Source organism: Idiomarina sp. 29L, assembly GCF_004123135.1.
Taxonomy (GTDB): Bacteria; Pseudomonadota; Gammaproteobacteria; order Enterobacterales; family Alteromonadaceae; genus Idiomarina.
Genome location: NZ_SDJS01000003.1, coordinates 272,307 through 293,097, shown reverse-complemented (window position 1 = coordinate 293,097; position 20,791 = coordinate 272,307). Strand labels below are relative to the sequence as shown.

Here is a 20,791-nt window from a genome sequence, read left to right as displayed (position 1 = left end):
GCCATCACGTCGAAATTCAATTCAATTTTGACTCGACTGCCTCAAAAACAAGTTCGGCAATATTAATGTCGTAAGCGTTTTCAATTTCCCGCATGCAGGTTGGGCTGGTCACGTTTATTTCTGTTATACGATCGCCAATGACATCCAGACCAACCAGAATCAGACCTTTTTTCTTAAGTTCCGGGCCGACTTTGCGTGCTAGTGCCCAGTCGCTGTCAGACAAGGGTTGAGCACGGCCAGTGCCTCCAGCCGCTAGATTACCGCGCGTTTCGCCGGCACTGGGAATGCGGGCTAATGAGTACGGAACTGGCTCACCATCAATAATGAGAATGCGTTTATCACCGTCTTTTATCTCCGGTAAATACTTCTGCGCCATCGCATAACGCCGACCTTTCTCTGTCAGTGTTTCAATAATAACGCCGAGGTTGTTACCGTCAGCCGTTACCTTAAATATCGATGCGCCGCCCATGCCGTCGAGTGGCTTTAAAATGACATCGCCGTGCTTTTTATGAAACGCTTTTATGACGTCAGCGCGAGCACTCACCACCGTGTCAGCAATAGCGTCAGCAAACCACGACGTAAATAGCTTTTCGTTGCAGTCACGGAGGCTTTGTGGTTTGTTCACGACCAAACTGCCGCGATGTTCGGCCAGCTCTAATATGTGCGTGGCATAAAGAAACTCACTGTCAAACGGCGGGTCTTTGCGCATCATAATGACGTCGAAGCTATCCAGTGGCAGATACTCACTGTCTTTCAGGCTGTAAAAGTCGGTTTTCTGGTCGCGTACCGTGACTTCCTGGACAAACGCCATGGGGTTACCATTGTCGATGACTAAGTCGCCCAGTTCCAGATAAAAGCATTGATAACCGCGTGCCTGCGCCTCCAGTAACAAACGAAAGCTCGTATCTTTTTCGGTTTTCACATCGGCGATAGGATCCATCACCATGGCTAACTTCTTCATATAAACTCCTTTAGCGTAAATCGCCAAACTGATACTGCACAGCGGTTAAAGCAGACAGCGCTGCGGTTTCGGTTCTTAGTATTCTTGGGCCTAACTTCATTGGTTTAAAGCCTTGTTTTTCGGCCCCAAGGACTTCCTCGTCGGTGAAACCACCCTCGGGACCAATCAATAGCTGAATGCCTTTATCGGCTTGCGTGTAAGAAGACAGTGGTTGCTCGGCGGTTGGGTCTAGTGTCAGTCGTAGCCCTTCAAAGCTGTTATTGATAAAGTTTTCCAGAGTCTGTGCCGGTTTAACGTCCGGTACGATACTGCGGCCGCACTGCTCACAAGCCGAGCGCACTATTTTCTGCCATTGCTGCTGCTTTTTTTCGAGCCGGTCACCGCTGAGCTTGACGCCGCAGCGCTCGCTAAAGAGCGGCGTAATCTCGCTCACCCCCAGCTCTACCGTTTTTTGCAATACGAAGTCCATACGATCGCCCCGTGAGATGACTTGTCCTAAATGCACTGGAACCGGGGATTCGGTGTCATTATCTTCCACGGCTGTTACCTTAAAAGACGCAGACTTTTTAGCCACCTGGGTAATGGTTGCTGAGTAATTCTTACCGTCCCCATTGAATAAGACAATGCCGTCATTTACGTTTAAACGCAGCACTTTTATCAGGTGTTGAAAACCGTCCGCACTCAGTTCGGTTTCAACGTTTATATCGATGGGATCAGGGTGAAAGATCCGCGGTACTCGCATGCTATTCGCCTTATTCGGACTTTTAGACGTCCAGAAGTAGAAAAAAACAGAGTGATCGGTTACATTATGCAACCAGTATTGAGTGATTTCATCAAAATAAAGGAATAGTGGGCATATGTCACGTCACCTGTTTACCTCAGAGTCAGTGTCCGAAGGGCATCCGGACAAAATTGCCGACCAGATATCTGATGCAGTTTTAGACGCTATTTTAGCGAAAGATCCTAAGGCCCGTGTTGCTTGTGAAACTTATGTAAAAACCGGCATGGTATTAGTTGGCGGAGAAATTTCAACCAAGGCCTGGGTTGACGTAGAAGACCTTGCACGTCAAACCGTCAAAGACATTGGTTATCGCCATTCCGATATGGGTTTTGACGGCGCGTCTTGTGCAGTATTAAACGCTATTGGTAAGCAGAGCGGCGATATCAATCAGGGCGTTGACCGGGACAAACCTGAAGAGCAGGGCGCAGGTGATCAGGGCTTAATGTTTGGCTATGCCTCGAATGAGACGTCGGTACTTATGCCGGCTCCAATTACTTATGCACACCGTGTCATGCAGCGCCAGTCGGAAGTGCGTACTAACGGTACGCTAGATTGGTTACGCCCGGATGCCAAAAGTCAGTTAACGTTTGTTTACGAGAACGGTAAGCCCGTCGCTATTGATACCGTGGTTCTGTCAACTCAGCACAGAGAAGATATTACCCAGGAAACTCTGCGCGAAGCAGTGATGGAAGAGATCATTAAACCTGTATTGCCGGAGCAGTGGGTTTCCAAAGACACACAATTCCATATTAATCCTACCGGTCGTTTTGTGGTTGGTGGCCCGATGGGCGACTGCGGCTTGACGGGTCGTAAGATCATTGTCGATACCTATGGCGGCATGGCACGTCATGGTGGCGGGGCTTTCTCGGGTAAAGACCCGTCAAAAGTTGACCGCAGTGCGGCTTATGCGGCGCGTTATGTTGCTAAGAACTTGGTCGCCGCTGGTTTGGCAGAGCGTTGCGAACTGCAAATTTCTTACGCCATTGGTGTTGCGGAGCCAACCTCTATCAGCATTGATACCTTCGGTACGTCTAAGCACTCAGAAGAGCAACTCATTGCATTAGTGCGTCGTCACTTCGACTTACGCCCTTATGGCTTAATTAAGATGCTCGACCTGGAACGTCCTATTTATAAGCAAACTGCCGCATACGGGCACTTTGGTCGTGATGGTTTACCGTGGGAGCAAACGGATAAAGCGGCTGATTTACAGGCTGATATTTAGTCAGAAATTAACCAATAAATTTGCTTGTACCCCCTGAAATGTGGAGAATACGCGCATCGCAAGTTGCTCTTCATCCTCAGGGGGTTTTTAATGTCAGAACGTCAATATCTCGCCAATGCCATCCGTGCGCTTAGCATGGACGCTGTTCAAAAAGCCAAGTCGGGACACCCCGGCGCGCCAATGGGCATGGCAGATATCGCAGAAGTGTTATGGCGTGACTACCTAAAACATAACCCCGATAACCCTGACTGGGCCGACCGTGACCGCTTTGTGTTGTCCAATGGCCACGGCTCTATGTTGATTTACTCTCTGCTACACCTTACTGGTTATGACCTCAGCATTGACGACTTAAAGCAGTTTCGCCAATTAGATTCAAAAACCCCTGGTCACCCGGAATACGGATACACTCCCGGGGTTGAAACGACAACAGGTCCTTTAGGTCAGGGCGTTGCGAACGCCGTCGGAATGGCTTTGGCAGAAAAAGTGCTGGCGGCACAGTTTAATCGTGACAACCACAACATTATTGATCACCACACTTATGCTTTTTTAGGTGACGGTTGCTTAATGGAAGGCATTTCTCACGAGGTTTGCTCTTTGGCGGGTACGTTGGGTCTTGGCAAGCTGATTGCGTTTTATGACGATAACGGTATTTCGATTGACGGTGAAGTAGAAGGTTGGTTTACCGACAACACGGCCAAGCGTTTTGAGTCTTATGGTTGGCAAGTGATTGAAGCGGTCGATGGTCATGACTCAGAAGCGATTACACAGGCGATAGAAGCCGCGCGCTCAGAGACTAATAAGCCGACATTGATTATCTGTAAAACCGTTATCGGTTTTGGCTCGCCGAATAAACAAGGTTCTGAAAGCTGTCACGGTGCCCCGCTGGGCGATGATGAAATTGCCGCTACGCGCAAGCAGTTGAACTGGTCGCACGATGCATTTGAAATCCCTGCAGACGTTTATCAGCAATGGTCAGCAAAAGACAAAGGCGCTGCGGTGGAGTCATCGTGGAATAAGCGTTGGGTAGCCTATGAACAAGAGCACCCGGAACTTGCAAAAGAGTTACAGCGCCGACTGAATGGCGAACTTCCGGAAGACTTCTCGACAACGGTCTTCAATTACGCACAGAAACGACAGAATGCGCCGGAAGCAATCGCAACCCGTAAAGCATCACTGAATGTGTTAAACGAATTTGGACCGAAACTGCCTGAACTGTTAGGTGGGTCAGCTGACCTGGCGGGTTCTAACCTGACGTTATGGGACGGTGCTAAGGGTGTGACAGCAGACGACGCCAGCGGTAATTACGTTTACTACGGTGTCCGCGAATTTGGTATGTCGGCCATTATGAATGGTGTGACACTGCATGGTGGTTTCAAAGCTTATGGTGCTACCTTCCTGATGTTTATGGAGTATGCTCGTAACGCCGTTCGTATGGCGGCACTTATGAAACAGCCAAGCATTTTTGTCTACACCCATGACTCTATTGGCCTGGGAGAAGACGGTCCAACACACCAACCTGTTGAGCAGTTAGCCAACTTGCGTCAAACACCAAACCTGCAATGCTGGCGCCCATGTGACCCTGTTGAAACGGCGGTAGCCTGGGGTGCTGCAATACAAAGCAGCAAAACACCGTCGGCATTAGTCTTTAGTCGTCAGGGAATGCAACAACAAGAGCGAGACGAAGAGCAGTTAGCGAGTATTGCCCGCGGTGGTTATATTCTGAAAGATTGCGACGGCGAACCTGAGGTTATTTTCATTGCGACAGGCTCTGAAGTTGACTTGGCCGTTAAAGCCTATCAGCAACTGTCGGAAGAAGGCCACAAGGTGCGCGTTGTCTCTATGCCGTCGACCAATGTGTTCGATATTCAAAGTTCTGAATACAAAGAGTCGGTGTTGCCGGCGAATGTGACGCGCCGTGTGGCTATTGAAGCGGGTATTACTGATTTTTGGTTGAAATACGTTGGCCTTAATGGCGAGGTAGTTGGTATGACAACCTTTGGTGAGTCAGCCCCTGCTGGTGATTTATACAAGCACTTTGGCATTACCGCTGAAAATGCTGTGTCCGCTGCCAAACGTTTATTGGAAGCGTAAATGAGCAAAGCCGTTCGTATAGCAATTAATGGTTTCGGTCGCATCGGCCGAAGCTTTTTGCGTGCGCTTTATGAAAATAAGTACCGGGACAACATTCAAGTTGTGCTGATTAACGAGCCAGCCGCGTCTGAAGCTATCGCTCATTTACTGAAATATGATTCCAGTCATGGCCGTTTTGGTTTCAAAGTGGCGCAGTCACAGGACGAGCTAACGGTTGCCGGAGACGACATTGCGCTTGAACATGAAACTGACATTGAAGCCATTAATTGGGCGTCCTATGAGGTCGACTTTGTGGTCGACTGTACCGGCGTCTATGGCAGTCAGAGCGATGGTCAGCGTTATTTGGCACAAGGTGTGAAACGGGTCTTGTTTTCGCATCCGGGTAAGCCAGATGTCGACTTTACCGCCATTTATGGCGTGAATGAAAACGAATTGTCGCCTGAGCATAAAGTCATTTCGAATGGCTCGTGTACAACGAACTGTATTGTACCGGTTATTAAAGTACTGGACGACGCATTTGGCATAGACTCAGGCGCTATCACCACCATTCACTCGGCAATGCATGATCAGCAAGTTATCGACGCTTATCACCCGGATTTACGGCGTACCCGGGCTGCCGGGCGTTCAATTATTCCGGTTGATACGAAGTTAGCTCGCGGTATTGAGCGTATATTGCCGCATTTAGAAGGTCGTTTTGAAGCCATTGCGGTGCGAGTCCCGACGACCAATGTTACCGCAATGGACTTAAGCGTTACGCTCAATAGCGACGCGACGCTGGAAACGGTGAACAAAGTGTTGAAAGAGCATAGCGCTGGTGCGCTGCAGGGCATCCTGGACTATACCGAAGAGCCGCTGGTTTCCATCGACTTTAACCATGACCCTCACTCAGCCATTGTTGATGGCACTCAAACGCGCGTCAGTCATAAGCGACTGGTGAAGCTATTGTGCTGGTGCGACAACGAGTGGGGCTTTGCGAATCGTTTACTCGATACGACGCGCAAAATGGCTGAACAGCTTTAATCTGAATTTACAGAAGAGAGGTTTTACATGTCTGTCATTGCAATGACTGATTTGGATTTATCGAATAAACGCGTCCTGATTCGCGAAGACCTGAATGTGCCGGTTAAAGATGGCAAAGTGGCATCAGACGCTCGCCTGAAAGCCGCTATTCCTAGCATTAAAGCAGCCTTAGACGGCGGCGCAAAGGTGATGGTGATGTCGCATTTGGGTCGCCCCACCGAAGGCGAATATGACTCGCAGTTTTCTATGCAGCCGGTTGTGGATTACTTGGCAAACGCACTCGACTGCCCGGTTCGTTTATGCAAAGACTATCTTAATGGCGTTGAGATTGACTCAGGCGAATTGGTTATTTTTGAAAATGTTCGATTCAACGTTGGTGAAAAGAAAAACGACGACGAATTAGCGAAGAAGTTAGCTGCTTTATGTGACGTGTACGTTATGGACGCATTTGGCACGGCTCACCGCGCTCAGGCATCGACACATGGCGTTGCCAAATATGCGCCAGTCGCATGTGCCGGTCCGCTTCTGGCGGCCGAGTTAGATGCCCTTGGTAAAGCACTGGAAAACCCGAAGCGACCTTTGGTTGCTATTGTTGGTGGTTCTAAAGTTTCAACTAAGCTGACGGTGTTGGAATCGTTGAGCAGCGTTGTTGATCAACTGATTGTGGGCGGTGGTATTGCGAACACTTTTGTTGCGGCGGCCGGTCATAATGTCGGTAAGTCCTTGTACGAAGCCGATCTGACTGACGAGGCAAATCGCCTGGTTGAGCAAGCGCAAGCGAAAGGTGGCGACATTCCATTACCCGTTGATGTTGTCACAGGCAAAGAATTTAGCGCGGAAGCAAAGGCGGAAACCAAAGCGGTAGATGCTGTGGCGGATGATGACATGATTTTCGATATTGGCCCCAAAACCGCAGAACAACTCGCTGCTATGCTCAAGAGCGCGGGCACGATTGTTTGGAACGGCCCTGTCGGCGTATTTGAATTTGAGCAATTTGGAAATGGTACAAAAGCCATTGCTGATGCCATTGCAAATAGTGATGCATTTTCAATTGCAGGTGGTGGAGACACCCTTGCAGCCATTGATCAATATGGTATCGCTGATAAGATAAGCTATATTTCAACAGGTGGCGGAGCATTTCTGGAGTTTCTGGAAGGTAAAACCTTACCCGCAGTAGCCGTTTTAGAAGAGCGCGCAAACGACGCCTGAACACAAGTTTTATAATTTAAAGGAGTATTTTTATGGCCCTGGTGTCATTACGACAGTTATTGGATCACGCCGCCGAGCACGACTATGGTGTACCGGCGTTTAACGTAAATAACCTAGAGCAAATGCGCGCCATCATGCAGGCAGCTGACGCAACCGACAGCCCGGTTATTGTTCAGGCCTCAGCCGGCGCTCGCAAGTACGCAGGGGCTCCTTTCTTGCGTCATCTAATTCAAGCTGCCGTTGAAGAGTGGCCACATATTCCTGTGGTGGTTCACCAGGATCACGGTACGTCACCTGCGGTGTGTCAGCGCTCAATCCAATTAGGCTTTAGTTCCGTCATGATGGACGGTTCGTTGCTGGAAGACGGCAAAACGCCGGCGGACTACGATTACAATGTTCGTGTTACTAAGCAAACGGTTGAAATGGCGCACGCTTGTGGCGTCTCAGTAGAAGGTGAGCTGGGTTGCCTGGGCTCGTTAGAAACGGGCGAAGCGGGCGAAGAAGATGGCGTCGGCGCTGAGGGCAAATTGTCACACGATCAGCTACTGACTGATCCTGAAGAAGCGGCAGAATTCGTTAAGGCAACGAACGTTGATGCTTTGGCTATCGCTTGCGGTACGTCTCATGGTGCTTACAAATTCACACGCCCACCAACAGGCGATATTTTGTCCATTGACCGCATTAAAGAGATTCATCGTCGCATTCCGGGTACGCATTTGGTGATGCATGGTTCATCGTCTGTACCTCAGGAGTGGCTGAAAGTGATTAATGAATTTGGTGGCGAAATTCCTGAAACTTACGGTGTTCCGGTTGAGCAAATTCAGGAAGGCATCAAAAACGGTGTTCGCAAAGTCAACATTGATACTGACTTGCGTTTAGCATCAACCGGTGCAATCCGTCGTCACTTGGCAGAGAATCCATCAAACTTTGACCCGCGTAAATTCTTAGCGGCAGCAACGACAGCGATGGAAGAAATCTGTAAAGCACGTTATGAAGCCTTCGGCTGTGCAGGCATGGCAAGTAAAATAAAACCAATAACGTTAGAAGCCATGTTCCAGCGCTACGAAAGCGGCGAATTAAACGCAATTGTGAAATAAAAGGGGTTAATGTGCGTTTTTCAGTATTATTTGCAAGTTTATTTTTGTCGGTATCGGCCAATGCTCAAACCTTCATGTTTGATGACGCTGACGATATGGATACCGAAACGGTTGAAGAGTGGGAAGCAAGTGCTGAGTTTGGCCTGCTTTACACGTCGGGTAATACCGAGACTGAAAGCTTAAAAGGCAAGCTTAATATATCGCGAGACGTCCAAAATTGGCGTCATAAAGGTGTTATTGACTACTACACGGCTGAACAGGAAGACCAGTCAACAGGTGAGTCAATTGAAACCGCTGATCGTATGTTTGTGTCGGCTCAGAGCAACTACAAGTTTTCACCGGACAGTCGCTCTTCATTATTTGTTTTCGGTTCTTATGAGGAAGACGAGTTCAGTGGTTACGAGTACCAAGCAACGGTAGCAACCGGTTATGGTGCGCGTTATCGCTATGATGAAGATATTTACGCCGACTATGAAATTGGTCCTGGTTATTCTCGAACCAAGCCGATTCAAATTGAAGGTGAGCCGCCTGCTGAATCTGAAGGGCAAATGATTCTTCGTTTAGCGGGAAGCCTGGACTGGAAAATCTCTGAAAACTCCAAGTTCAATGCGCTCGTGTCTTCAGAACTTGGTGAAGATAATACCAAGAGCAAGGCTGAGCTGTCGTTGTCCTCTAATATCAACAGCTCACTGGCGATGAAGTTTTCTGTCAGCGGAACCCATAACTCAACCGTTGCAGACGAAAGCATCGAGAAGTTAGATACTGAAACCGCAGTGACGTTAGTGTATACCTTCTAAAAACGATTGAAGCGTACATGACTTAAAAGGCCGCAATGAGTAAACTCGTTGCGGCCTTTTTCATGAGTCAAATCGTTATTTCCATATAACTAAGATGGCGAGTATTTAATCAAACATCACGGTTCCATTTACAGAAACTTTTCGCTACCATTCGCGCAGCTAACAACAGCTGAAAAAATTGGAACTGGTTATGTCAATGAACTCATTCCTTGGGGTATTTGCAAAGTCCCCGATTAAACCAATGATCGAGCACATGGACGAAGTGCACCGCTGTGCTGAAGCACTGAAAGAGTTTTTTAAAGCGGTATACGCTAAGGACTGGGCGTCGGCAGAAACTGCGCGTAGCAAAATCGTTACGCACGAGCAAAAGGCGGATGAACTCAAGCGTAAAATTCGCTTAAACCTTCCAAGTGGCTTATTCATGCCGGTTGAGCGTACTGACTTACTTGAGTTGGTTTCCCAGCAAGACCGCATTGCAAATAAAGCCAAAGATATTTCAGGTCTTATGACCGGCCGTGAATTAACCATTCCTGAGCCGCTGGTTACAGACTTTGATGCCTACCTAAACCGCTGTATAGATGCCGCTGCTAAAGCCAGAGAAACCATTGGCGAGTTTGACGACCTGCTGGAAACTGGTTTCAAAGGTCGTGAGCGCGACTTAGTTGATGACTTTATTGCAGAACTTGATGCAATTGAAGCAGACACCGATAAACTGCAAATCCAGTTACGCAAAGACTTGCGCAAAATAGAGCTGGATATGAACCCACTGGATGCCATGTTCCTATACCGAATCCTGGACTGGGTGGGTGACTTAGCCGACTTGTCTGAACGAGTTGGTGCACGTTTCGAATTGATGCTGGCGCGAGTCTAAGCGGAGTCTAATTTATGGATATTATTTCAAGTTACAGCATGCTGCTTATCGGCATGGCGGCTATCTTCGGCTTTTTTATGGCCTGGGGGATCGGTGCTAATGACGTTGCCAACGCCATGGGAACCTCGGTCGGTTCAAAAGCATTAACGATTAAGCAAGCCATTATCATTGCAATGGTATTTGAGTTCGCTGGTGCCTACCTGGCAGGCGGCGAGGTTACCTCAACCATCCGTAAAGGTATTATCGATTCAGCCTACTTTGTGGATCAGCCTGAGCTGCTTGTCTTTGGTATGATCTCGGCACTTCTGGCTGCTGGCTTCTGGTTGCTTATCGCGTCTTATCTTGGCTGGCCGGTATCCACAACACACTCAATTATTGGTGCCATTGTTGGTTTCTCCGCGGTTGGTGTCAGTATGGAGTCAGTGCAATGGGCCAAAGTAGGTGGCGTTGTCGGTAGTTGGGTTATTACACCAGCGATATCCGGTTTTATTGCTTATCTCATATTTATGAGTGCTCAGAAGCTTATTTTTGACCGTTCCAACCCATTGAAAATGGCTCAGCGATACGTGCCTATGTATATGGGCCTGGCCGGTTTCGTCTTATCCTTGGTGACCATTAAAAAGGGCTTGAAACACGTTGGTTTAAACTTAGGCACTCTTGAAGGCTACTTATGGGCCATTGGTGTGGCTATTTTGGTGTTTGTTATTGGTAAGTTTGCTATCGGTCGCCTGAAGTTTAATCCGTCCGACGACAAAGACATGCACTACACCAACGTCGAGAAAGTATTTGCTGTACTGATGGTGGTGACCGCCTGTGCTATGGCATTTGCCCATGGCTCTAATGATGTGGCTAACGCCATTGGACCACTTGCTGCGGTTGTCAGTGTTGTTACCAGTGGTGGTGAAATTGGTAGTAAAGCGCAGCTAGCGTGGTGGATATTGCCGCTAGGTGGTGTTGGTATTGTTGCCGGCTTGGCGATGTTAGGTAAACGCGTCATTGCAACAATTGGTAAAGGTATTACTCATTTAACGCCAAGCCGTGGTTTCGCTGCAGAATTAGCCGCAGCGTCAACGGTTGTTTTGGCGTCAGGTACTGGTTTGCCTATCTCGACTACACAAACTCTGGTAGGTGCTGTACTTGGTGTGGGTATGGCTCGCGGTATTGCAGCTCTTAACTTAGGAGTTGTGCGCAATATTGTCGTGTCATGGGTCGTTACTCTGCCGGCCGGCGCTATCATGTCGATTGCGTTCTTCTATATTCTGAAGGCCATATTCGGCGTTGCATAAGTTTGCATTAAGAAACCTTGAAAAGGCAGTCTGTTTCAGTGACAGGCTGCCCACTTTCCAGTAAAATCCGCGCTTTATAAAGTGTTTCCGAAAAGCGCAGGTATGTCAGAAAATAACCCTTCTTCTTTAAGAGTCAGTGACTTCTCGTTCGATTTGCCTGACGAGCTTATTGCCCGCTATCCGCAAGAGCAGCGTAGTGCGAGTCGCTTGTTGCAAGTCAATGCTGAGTTAAAATCGATTGAGCATAAGCAGTTTACTGACATTGTCGACGCCTTAAACCCAGGCGATCTTTTGGTATTCAATGACACTCGCGTTATTCCGGCTCGCCTGCTGGGCGAAAAAGTATCCGGCGGAAAAGTAGAGGTTTTGATAGAACGTTTGTTGGATGACCACCGAGTATTGGCTCACGTACGCTCAAACCGCTCACCAAAAGCGGGCGCCGAATTGCTGCTGGAAGGCGCTGTCAAAGTGACAATGCTGGCGCGACACGACGCTTTATTTGAGCTCAGATTTGACCATGAAGAACCGGTATTGGATATTCTTGAGGAATATGGCCACATGCCGTTACCTCCTTACATTGATCGCCCGGATGAAAGCTCGGACAAAGAACGTTATCAAACCGTTTATAACCGAGAGCCAGGCGCGGTAGCGGCACCGACCGCAGGCTTGCATTTTGACGACGATATTTTAGAAAGGCTAAAAGCCAAAGGCGTTAACTTTGCTTATGTGACACTGCACGTGGGGGCGGGGACGTTTCAGCCGGTGCGCGTGGACAACATCAATGATCACGTCATGCACAGCGAATACGCCAAAGTGGGTGAAGAGACTTGCAATGCGATAAAGCAGACGAAAGCTAATGGTGGGCGAGTTGTGGCAGTAGGCACCACCTCTGTACGCTCGCTGGAGTCAGCAGCAAATGCCTCAAACAGTAACGATATCGAGCCGTTTTTTGACGACACCGATATTTTTATTTATCCCGGGTACGAGTTTAAGGTTGTCGACAGCTTAATTACTAATTTTCATTTACCGGAATCGACACTCATTATGTTGGTCTCAGCATTTGCCGGTCGTGACCTGATAATGGAAGCTTACCAACAAGCCATTAATGAGAAGTACCGATTCTTTAGCTACGGCGACGCAATGCTGTTGCAGCGATAAACAGACAATTTTTGAAGTGATACATTATGACAATGAAATTTGAACTTGATAAAACTATAGGTCGTGCCCGTCGCGGACGTATGCAGTTTGAGCGTGGCACCGTAGAAACGCCGGCCTTCATGCCGGTTGGTACACTAGGTACCGTGAAAGGAATGACGCCGGAAGAGGTAAAGGATACTGGGGCGCAAATCTGTCTTGGTAATACCTTTCATTTGATGCTGCGTCCCGGCACGCAAATTATTCAGCAGCACGGCGATCTGCATGATTTTATGAACTGGGATAAGCCTATTCTGACAGACTCTGGCGGCTTTCAGGTGTTCAGTCTTGGTGAGTTAAGAAAAATTACCGAAGAAGGCGTGACTTTTCGTTCACCAATTAACGGTGAGAAAATTTTACTGACGCCGGAAAAGTCGATGCAGGTTCAACGTGAACTGGGCTCTGACATTGTAATGATTTTTGACGAGTGCACGCCATTCCCGGCGACTCAGGCGGAAGCCCGTAGCTCGATGGAACTGTCCTTACGTTGGGCTGAACGCTCGAAAAAAGCTCACGAAGGAAATAAGTCAGCGCTTTTTGGCATTATTCAGGGCGGTATGTACGAAGAGCTTCGTGACATTTCTTTGAAAGGCTTAACCGACATAGAATTTGATGGTTATGCGATTGGCGGCTTGTCGGTGGGTGAACCAAAAGAAGACATGATGCGCATTCTGGAGCATACCGCGCCGCAAATGCCCGAGCAGAAGCCTCGTTACTTAATGGGCGTGGGCAAGCCGGAAGACTTAGTAGAAGCGGTGCGTCGTGGTATTGATATGTTCGATTGTGTTATGCCAACCCGTAACGCACGTAATGGACACCTGTTCATCAGCTCAGGGGTGGTGAAGATACGCAACGCTGTGCACAGAACAGACACCGGTCCACTGGATGAAAACTGCGACTGCTATACCTGTAAAAACTACTCGCGGGCGTACCTGCACCACTTAGACAAAACGAATGAAATGTTGGGTGGGCGCTTAAACACCATTCACAATCTGCGCTTTTATCAAAAAGTCATGAGCGACATGCGCGATGCGCTTGATGCCGATACGTTCGATGAATTTGTTGAGTCGTTTTATCAGCAGCGCGGTCAGTCAGTACCGCCGCTGGACTGAAGCTTTTCCAGCAATTTTTGGGTGGGTAAATAATGCTCAGCAGAAGACAGCTTTTGTGCTGAGCTTAATGCCCCCCAAGCCTGCTTGATCCAACGTTGTTTCAGGTGTGCTTGCTGCTTATTGACCCTGGCTAGCGCTAAATAGCTCTTGGCTTGAACATGATACGCACTGTCTGGCTTGTCATACTTGGCCGGATCTCCCATGTTATTAAGAGCGTTTAGTAGTCGAGTGGTGTACTCGGTATCTGAAAAAAGCGGTTCAAGTGTCAGCAGAAACTCAATACGCTCACTATGGTGCGTTAAATCTTCAGGATGCTCGCTAATCGCATTATCAAAATGCGACAGCGCTAATTCGGCCGTTTCAAAGGCTTTGCTTAAATTACCTTCTTCGATTAAATGCCCCGTATAATGAGCAAATACTTGTCCGTGTGAGTGCTCGTGTACCGACGTACTGTATATGCTCTCGTAAATGTGCAGCTTATTAAATGCCGTAAAGGCAAGGCCACCAAGTATTAAAATAGAGGCCGTAAGCGCGGTAGCCCAACCTAAACGCCTCCGTTGTTTATAGGAATCCGCACGCCATCTGTTCAATGCGTTAGCAAGTGCAGGCATGTCATTAAAAGAAGAGTAGGAGTCAACGACTAACGCCTTCTTAATGATGTCGGCCAGTCCTGCGGGTAAGCGACGTTTGTCGGCCACCGGTTGCATTAAGAAAACGTCCGGTGTGGTGTTGGCGAGTAACAGTAGCAGCAGCTCGCCAACCTGATAGATATCACGCTGCTGTGATGCTTTCGAAAAGCGCTCAGCAATACTTAAGTCGACTAATATCGGCGCTTTAAGTTTACCGCTTTGGGACAAAATAACGTTATGCGCTGTCACATCGTTGTGGGCATAGCCCGCTTTATGCAGTGCACTTAAAGCGTTGGCGAGTTGATAGCCGATTTCGACCGCTTCAGTTATTGATAAATGCTGTTTAAGTTTATCCAGTCGGGTCCCTTCGACATATTCCATGACTAAGAATAGAGACGAAGAAGCGACCTCTGGCTCACCAATATCATAAACGCGACACAGTGATGGATGTGAAACGCTGGAGAGAAGACGAGCTTCATGCACCAGGCGATTGCGGCTCACGAGTGACGGTGAGCGCGCGAATTTTATCGCAACGGTTCTTTCTAATCGTTGATCGTACGCTTTATAAACCAAGCCGCTACCGCCATAGCCTAGCATTCCTTGGCACTGGTAACGCTCGGGGATTGGATATGGAAATGTGTCTCTGGAATAACTAATAGCCAAATTCGCATCCTTACTGTCTAGCTAATTTAGAGTCTAGCGAGCATAGTCGGTAAACAACAGGATCTAGGGTCACCAAAGCTGCCACCTTAGCAATTGACGTCAATTGACATTGAATTATAAATATTCAGCAATTACTTAAAAAATAGCAGATATTCGCTATTATGAATGCTTAATAAAATAATAATAAAAAGGACAACACTAATGCACAGCGGCAAAGGTGTTTTGGCAAACAATCGCTTTCGGCAACCAGCTCAAATTACACTGAAGTCAAACGACGGTTACCAGACGTTGAACATAACGTTAGTTGGGCAGCAGTACCCAGACTATTTGATTCTGGAACTTTCCCGCCAGTATCGTTGGCAAGATATTCTGCCTCAGTTAAAAGCGAACAAAACATTTGCTTTTACAACGGTGGCTGCCTCGGGTGAACAAGTGACCGGAACGGTCGACTTATTGAGTATGACGCAATTTCCGCAAAAGTTGCTGTTTGTCAGCTATCCTCGAGAAGCTAACATTCAGTCATTGCGTGCGTCCCCGCGTATTCCTGTTAATTGTAATGCCGAACTTCAGTTACATCTCGGGCACGGTAAGGGAAACAGACTTGCAGGAACAATTGTTGACGTATCGGGGAAAGGGGTTGGCTTTCAATACAAGGGCACTCAGCCGGCGTGTATTGACGATACAGACGACTTGCTTGCCAGTGTCACGGTGATGAGTTCTGAGTCCGATTTTTTGCTCGGACCTATGCATGTAAAAAGCCTGGACGTAGCAGGGCCTGAGGTTTGGCAATTCGGTTTAGCCTTTAAAAATAAGCCCGATGACCTGCAAAATTTGTTAGGCAAACTACTGATGGCATCCTCGGAAGTGAAAGCGTTATTAAGCGATAACGATATTGGTTTTGAAACATCGGATAACACTTTACAAGCCGAATCTTAGTCGGTACAATTCAGCACCAATTTAAGCCAGTAGCGGCTAATTTTTAATCAAATAGATAATTTATCCGAGGTGATTTTTTAATGCCAGTCGTAAAAGTGAAAGAAAACGAGCCGTTTGACGTAGCATTGCGTCGTTTCAAGCGCTCTTGTGAAAAAGCAGGTGTTCTGTCAGAAGTTCGTCGTCGTGAACACTACGAAAAGCCTACTGCAGAGCGCAAGCGCAAGAAAGCCGCGGCCGTAAAACGTCACGCTAAAAAGCTGGCTCGTGAAAACGCTCGTCGTACTCGTTTATACTAAGAGCGTTTAACGACAATTTGAGTGTTCACTTTTTCGTAAAGTGCTGGAAGCCGTGACTTATTGTCGCGGCTTTCGTGTTTCTGTTGATTCTTTAACTCTGAGACTGAGACGGCAATGGCAGGCTTGATCCCTAAAAGCTTTATTCACGATTTACTCGAAAGAGCAGACATTGTTGAAGTCGTTGACAGCCGTGTTCCGTTGAAAAAAGCGGGCAAGAATCACCAGGCCTGCTGTCCCTTCCATAACGAGAAAACGCCGTCGTTTACGGTTAGCCAGGACAAACAGTTTTATCATTGCTTTGGCTGCGGTGCTCATGGCAACGCTATCGACTTTTTGATGGAGTTTGATGGATTGCAATTCCCGGATGCTGTCGAAGAGCTTGCTGGCTTAATGGGAGTTCAGGTGCCCAGAGAGGAACCGGAAAACCCGCAAGCGGCGCAACAAAAACAGCAACAAACCCAAGACGATACGGCACTTATGAGTCAGGCGGCGCGATTTTATCAGCATCAACTGAAACATCACGCACGCTCAGATCAGGTTATTGGTTATCTTAAGAAGCGTGGCCTGAGTGGAGAAACAGTTAAGCGTTTTCAAATAGGCTACGCGCCAGACGATTGGGACAGCTTGCTGAAAACGTTTGGGCAAGGCGCGAAACAACGCCAACAGCTGCTTGAGCTGAAGCTCATTAATCGTAATGACAAAGGTCGACATTATGATTTTTTCCGTGACCGGGTGATGTTTCCTATTCACGATCGGCGTGGCCGGGTGGTCGGCTTTGGTGGGCGAATTATCGAAGGTGACGGACCAAAATATTTGAACTCCCCAGAGACTAGGCTGTTTCATAAAGGCAGTGAGCTGTACGGGTACTGGCACATGCAGCAAGCAGCACGCCGGCCTGAACAAGTGGTGGTTGTTGAGGGTTATATGGATGTGGTTGCTTTGTCTCAGGCGGGTATCAATTACGCCGTCGCTTCGCTGGGCACAGCAACAACAACTGAACAGTTACAGCGTTTATTTCGTACCTCGCCGCGCGTCGTTTGTTGCTACGATGGCGACCGAGCGGGGCGAGACGCCGCCTGGCGAGCCTTGGAAAATGCGCTGCCGTTATTAAAGGACGGTCTGGATATGGCTTTCTTATTCCTGCCTGAAGGGGAAGATCCAGACTCCGTTGTTAGAGATAAAGGCAAAGAAGCGTTTGAGCAGGCTTTAACTCAAGCAAAACCCTTTACTGATTACTTTTTCGAGCACCTTCAAGAGGGTATCGATGTCAGTACAGATGCCGGTCGATCGCAGTTGCTAAGCACAGCTAAACCCCTTATTGAAAAAATAGCCAGTGGTTATTATCGCGACTCATTAATGCAGAGACTTGCGGAGGTGCTGCGCCGCGAAGCATCTCAGTTAGAACGTCACTTTGATAAGCCCAGTTATAAGCGACCAGCCTCAGAAGCTATTAAGATGACGCCTATCAGAAAGGCAATTTCTTTATTGCTTCAGTATCCGCAGTTGGGCACTACGATTTCGGTAAAAGAAGAGCTACAAGGACTGCAACTGAGCGGTATCGACCTGTTTATTGAGCTCCATAAGCAGTGTGCGAGTAGAGCAATGACGACAGCGCAAGTGCTGGAAAGCTGGCGTGACAGTAATTATTATTCAGCACTACAAAAGCTCGCATTGTGGGAGCATCAGCTTGATGACGAAAATATCGAACAAGAATTCTCTGATATTTTCATTTATTTGATTGATCAATACTTCGAGCAAAGAGCAAACGCCCTCTTGAAAAAATCGCAAGAGGCCGCATTAACTAAGGTAGAACGGCAAGAATACCAAACAATTTTGCAGTATTTAAACAAGGCAAAATAACACACGGTAATCAGCCTTTTCTAGCGTAAAAGACTGAATTCTGTTATACTGTTTGGTCATTTTGGGTATTCTACATTCACAGTCATGGGTGGAAAGTCTGTATGCAGCAGAGTCGGCAATCGCAACTGAAAGTACTTATTGCGAAAGGCAAAGAGCAAGGTTTTTTAACTTTTGCAGAGGTTAACGATCACTTACCTCAAGAAATTGTAGATTCCGATCAGGTTGAAGATATTATTCGCATGATCAATGACATGGGTATCCGTGTGTTTGAAAGTGCGCCCGATGCCGATGACTTGATGATGGCAGAAAGTGCTGCCGATGAAGATGCTGCGGAAGAAGCTGCGCAAGCCCTGGCGTCTGTAGACAGTGAAATAGGCCGAACGACTGATCCAGTGCGTATGTACATGCGCGAAATGGGAACCGTAGAGCTGCTGACTCGTGAAGGCGAAATTGATATCGCTAAACGCATTGAAGAAGGTATTAACCAAGTTCAATGTTCCGTGGCGGAATACCCCGAAGCCATTAATTTCCTGTTAGACCAGTGGGACTCTTACGAGGCTGAAGAGCTGCGTTTAACTGACATTATTTCAGGTTTTATCGATCCGGAAGAGGTCGATGAAGCGCCTGTTGCTGCTACTCACGTTGGTTCTGAGCTACCAGACGAAGAGCTGGAAGACGAAGATGACGACGGAGATGATGACGAAGAAGAAGAGTCAGATACTGGTATTGACCCGGAATTTGCGCGTGCCAAATTTACTGAGCTGCGTGAACAATACGAAGCGACTCGCCAAGCAATCGCCAAACACGGTCGTGACGGTGCGGACGCTCGTGTTGAAATTGATAAGCTGAGCGATCTGTTCAAGCAGTTCCGCCTAGTGCCTAAGCAGTTCGATCGTTTAGTAAAAGATATGCGCTCAATGATGCAGCGCGTGCGTGTGCAAGAACGTATTATTATGAAGTTAAGCGTTGAACAAGGCGGCATGCCTAAACGTGACTTCATGAAAGCCTTTGCCGGCAATGAAAACAGCATGGCGTGGGTTGATGCGCAAATCGGTTCGGGCGAAAGCTATGCCGGAACAATGAAAGAAACACGCGACGAAATTGAGCGTTGTGTGAATAAGCTGGTCGATGTTGAAAAAGAAACTGGCTTAACCATCGGTAAAGTGAAAGAAATTAACCGTCGCATGTCGATTGGTGAAGCAAAAGCTCGTCGTGCGAAAAAAGAGATGGTGGAAGCCAACCTGCGTTTGGTTATTTCAATTGCGAAGAAATACACCAACCGTGGCCTTCAATTCCTGGACTTAATTCAGGAAGGTAACATTGGCTTGATGAAAGCCGTGGATAAATTCGAATATCGTCGTGGTTATAAGTTCTCGACTTACGCGACCTGGTGGATTCGTCAGGCCATTACCCGCTCCATTGCGGATCAGGCACGTACTATTCGTATCCCGGTTCACATGATTGAAACCATCAACAAACTGAACCGTATTTCGCGTCAGATGTTGCAGGAAATGGGGCGCGAGCCGCAGCCGGAAGAGCTGGCTGAGCGCATGATGATGCCTGAAGACAAAATTCGTAAAGTCTTAAAAATTGCGAAAGAACCTATTTCAATGGAAACTCCAATTGGTGACGACGAAGATTCGCACTTGGGTGACTTCATTGAAGACAATACGCTGGACTTACCGATTGATTCAGCAACCTCGGAAAGCTTGCGTAACTCAGTACGTGAAGTACTTGGTGGCCTTACCGCCCGTGAAGCGAAAGTCTTGCGTATGCGGTTTGGTATTGATATGAATACCGACCATACTTTAGAAGAAGTTGGTAAACAGTTTGATGTAACGCGTGAACGAATCCGTCAAATTGAAGCCAAAGCATTAAGAAAGCTTCGCCATCCAAGCCGCTCTGAGCAGCTTAAATCATTCTTGGATGAGTAAGATATTCTCTGACACAGGAGGCAGCATGGGTAATAACCGTGACAATTGGCCGAAACGTATTATTGACTCGCATTTGCATATTTACGATGACGAGTTTCCGCTAATTGAAAACCAAGGTCATATCCCTGAGCCTTTTTATATTGACGATTACCGAAACTTAACACGAGGCCTGCCTATTGAGGGTGGCGTCATCGTGTCAGGTTCATTCCAGGGGTTTGAGCAGCGCTATTTAAAAGCGGCTCTGGAAAATCTGGGCGATAATTTTGTCGGTGTTACTCAACTGCCAGGTTCCGTGAGTGACGAAAAAATTCAGCAACTGAACGAACATCGTATTTGCGGCGTTCGGGTTAACCTGAAACGCGGTGTACACCGTGATATTGAAGGCATTGTTGAGTTTGGTAAACGAATCTGGGATTTAGCCGGTTGGCACTTGGAAATTTATGTCGACAGCCGTGAGCTGGATGACATGGTGCCTACGCTATTAAAACTGCCCAAACTGAGTGTTGACCACTTAGGTATGGCAAAGTCAGGCTTGTCGCAAGTGCGTCGTTTGGCCGAGGGCGGTGTAAAAATTAAAGCCAGTGGCTTTGGTCGTACCGAGGTTAATGTGGCCGATGCAATTACTACCTTGTATAAAACCAACCCGGACGCACTGATGTTTGGTACTGATTTGCCCGGTACCCGCAGTAACCGTTCGTTTGAACCTTCGGACATTACTACCATTGTGAATGCATTGGAAAGTGCCGACGGTGGTGCAGATGCTGTTGATAAAGTGTTTTATCAAAATGCACGCGAATTCTACAAACTTCCATAGCAAGAGCGAGTGACGCAA

General features: G+C 47.7%; 18 protein-coding genes. 15 read left to right on the top strand and 3 right to left on the bottom strand.

Translation table 11 applies throughout. The features are described from left to right. Nucleotides 1–16: 16 nt before the first annotated feature. Together gshB and EST55_RS08785 are read right to left on the bottom strand one after the other, a co-directional pair. Entirely contained in the window at nt 17–961 is a 945-nt protein-coding gene (gene gshB, locus EST55_RS08790) for a glutathione synthase (protein ID WP_129497183.1), read from the bottom strand. A gap of 10 nt (nt 962–971) precedes the next feature. After that, complete coding sequence (locus EST55_RS08785; protein ID WP_129497182.1) at nt 972–1,703, bottom strand: 16S rRNA (uracil(1498)-N(3))-methyltransferase; 732 nt, start codon at nt 1,701–1,703, stop codon at nt 972–974. 115 nt (nt 1,704–1,818) lie between these two features. Between EST55_RS08785 and metK the strand changes: the two genes are divergently transcribed. The 10 genes from metK (at nt 1,819) to tgt (ending at nt 13,641) form a co-directional block, all read left to right on the top strand. Beyond that, nucleotides 1,819–2,964, top strand: coding sequence for a methionine adenosyltransferase (gene metK / locus EST55_RS08780; RefSeq protein WP_129497181.1), 1,146 nt, complete (start codon nt 1,819–1,821; stop codon nt 2,962–2,964). Between the two features lie 90 nt (nt 2,965–3,054). Next, nucleotides 3,055–5,055: a transketolase gene (gene tkt, locus EST55_RS08775; RefSeq protein WP_129497180.1), complete on the top strand. Its 2,001-nt coding sequence runs from the start codon at nt 3,055–3,057 to the stop codon at nt 5,053–5,055. Beyond that, complete coding sequence (epd, locus tag EST55_RS08770; protein WP_129497179.1) at nt 5,056–6,075, top strand: erythrose-4-phosphate dehydrogenase; 1,020 nt, start codon at nt 5,056–5,058, stop codon at nt 6,073–6,075. A 27-nt stretch (nt 6,076–6,102) separates the two neighbouring features. After that, nucleotides 6,103–7,284 carry a phosphoglycerate kinase gene (locus EST55_RS08765; RefSeq protein ID WP_129497178.1) on the top strand — a complete coding sequence of 394 codons (1,182 nt, stop codon included), beginning with the start codon at nt 6,103–6,105 and terminating at the stop codon, nt 7,282–7,284. A 32-nt stretch (nt 7,285–7,316) separates the two neighbouring features. Next, nucleotides 7,317–8,381 carry a class II fructose-bisphosphate aldolase gene (gene fba / locus EST55_RS08760; RefSeq protein ID WP_129497177.1) on the top strand — a complete coding sequence of 355 codons (1,065 nt, stop codon included), beginning with the start codon at nt 7,317–7,319 and terminating at the stop codon, nt 8,379–8,381. 11 nt (nt 8,382–8,392) lie between these two features. Beyond that, nucleotides 8,393–9,178: a DUF481 domain-containing protein gene (locus tag EST55_RS08755; protein WP_129497176.1), complete on the top strand. Its 786-nt coding sequence runs from the start codon at nt 8,393–8,395 to the stop codon at nt 9,176–9,178. 190 nt (nt 9,179–9,368) lie between these two features. Further along, nucleotides 9,369–10,049 (top strand): TIGR00153 family protein, encoded by a 681-nt coding sequence (locus EST55_RS08750; RefSeq protein WP_088769333.1) that lies wholly within the window; start codon nt 9,369–9,371, stop codon nt 10,047–10,049. A 14-nt stretch (nt 10,050–10,063) separates the two neighbouring features. Then, on the top strand, nt 10,064–11,335 hold the full coding sequence (locus tag EST55_RS08745) for an inorganic phosphate transporter (protein ID WP_129497175.1): 1,272 nt from the start codon (nt 10,064–10,066) through the stop codon (nt 11,333–11,335). Between the two features lie 102 nt (nt 11,336–11,437). Then, nucleotides 11,438–12,493: a tRNA preQ1(34) S-adenosylmethionine ribosyltransferase-isomerase QueA gene (queA, locus tag EST55_RS08740; protein ID WP_129497174.1), complete on the top strand. Its 1,056-nt coding sequence runs from the start codon at nt 11,438–11,440 to the stop codon at nt 12,491–12,493. A gap of 32 nt (nt 12,494–12,525) precedes the next feature. Further along, nucleotides 12,526–13,641, top strand: coding sequence for a tRNA guanosine(34) transglycosylase Tgt (gene tgt, locus EST55_RS08735; protein WP_100692306.1), 1,116 nt, complete (start codon nt 12,526–12,528; stop codon nt 13,639–13,641). Here the strand turns inward: tgt and EST55_RS08730 are convergent. Further along, on the bottom strand, nt 13,617–14,933 hold the full coding sequence (locus EST55_RS08730; RefSeq protein ID WP_129497173.1) for a serine/threonine-protein kinase: 1,317 nt from the start codon (nt 14,931–14,933) through the stop codon (nt 13,617–13,619). The genes tgt and EST55_RS08730 overlap by 25 nt on opposite strands. 201 nt (nt 14,934–15,134) lie before the next feature. Here EST55_RS08730 and EST55_RS08725 point away from each other — a divergent pair, with 201 nt between their 5' ends. The 5 genes from EST55_RS08725 (at nt 15,135) to EST55_RS08705 (ending at nt 20,773) form a co-directional block, all read left to right on the top strand. Continuing rightward, on the top strand, nt 15,135–15,869 hold the full coding sequence (locus EST55_RS08725) for a PilZ domain-containing protein (RefSeq protein WP_129497172.1): 735 nt from the start codon (nt 15,135–15,137) through the stop codon (nt 15,867–15,869). 80 nt (nt 15,870–15,949) lie between these two features. After that, nucleotides 15,950–16,165 carry a 30S ribosomal protein S21 gene (gene rpsU, locus EST55_RS08720; RefSeq protein WP_006954239.1) on the top strand — a complete coding sequence of 72 codons (216 nt, stop codon included), beginning with the start codon at nt 15,950–15,952 and terminating at the stop codon, nt 16,163–16,165. Nucleotides 16,166–16,279: 114 nt separating this feature from the next. Further along, a complete protein-coding gene (dnaG, locus tag EST55_RS08715; protein WP_129497171.1) occupies nt 16,280–18,025 on the top strand; it encodes a DNA primase in 1,746 nt (581 codons plus the stop codon). Between the two features lie 101 nt (nt 18,026–18,126). Beyond that, nucleotides 18,127–19,959, top strand: coding sequence for an RNA polymerase sigma factor RpoD (gene rpoD, locus EST55_RS08710; RefSeq protein ID WP_088767472.1), 1,833 nt, complete (start codon nt 18,127–18,129; stop codon nt 19,957–19,959). A 25-nt stretch (nt 19,960–19,984) separates the two neighbouring features. After that, nucleotides 19,985–20,773: an amidohydrolase family protein gene (locus EST55_RS08705; RefSeq protein ID WP_129497170.1), complete on the top strand. Its 789-nt coding sequence runs from the start codon at nt 19,985–19,987 to the stop codon at nt 20,771–20,773. The last annotated feature ends 18 nt before the right edge of the window (nt 20,774–20,791 follow it).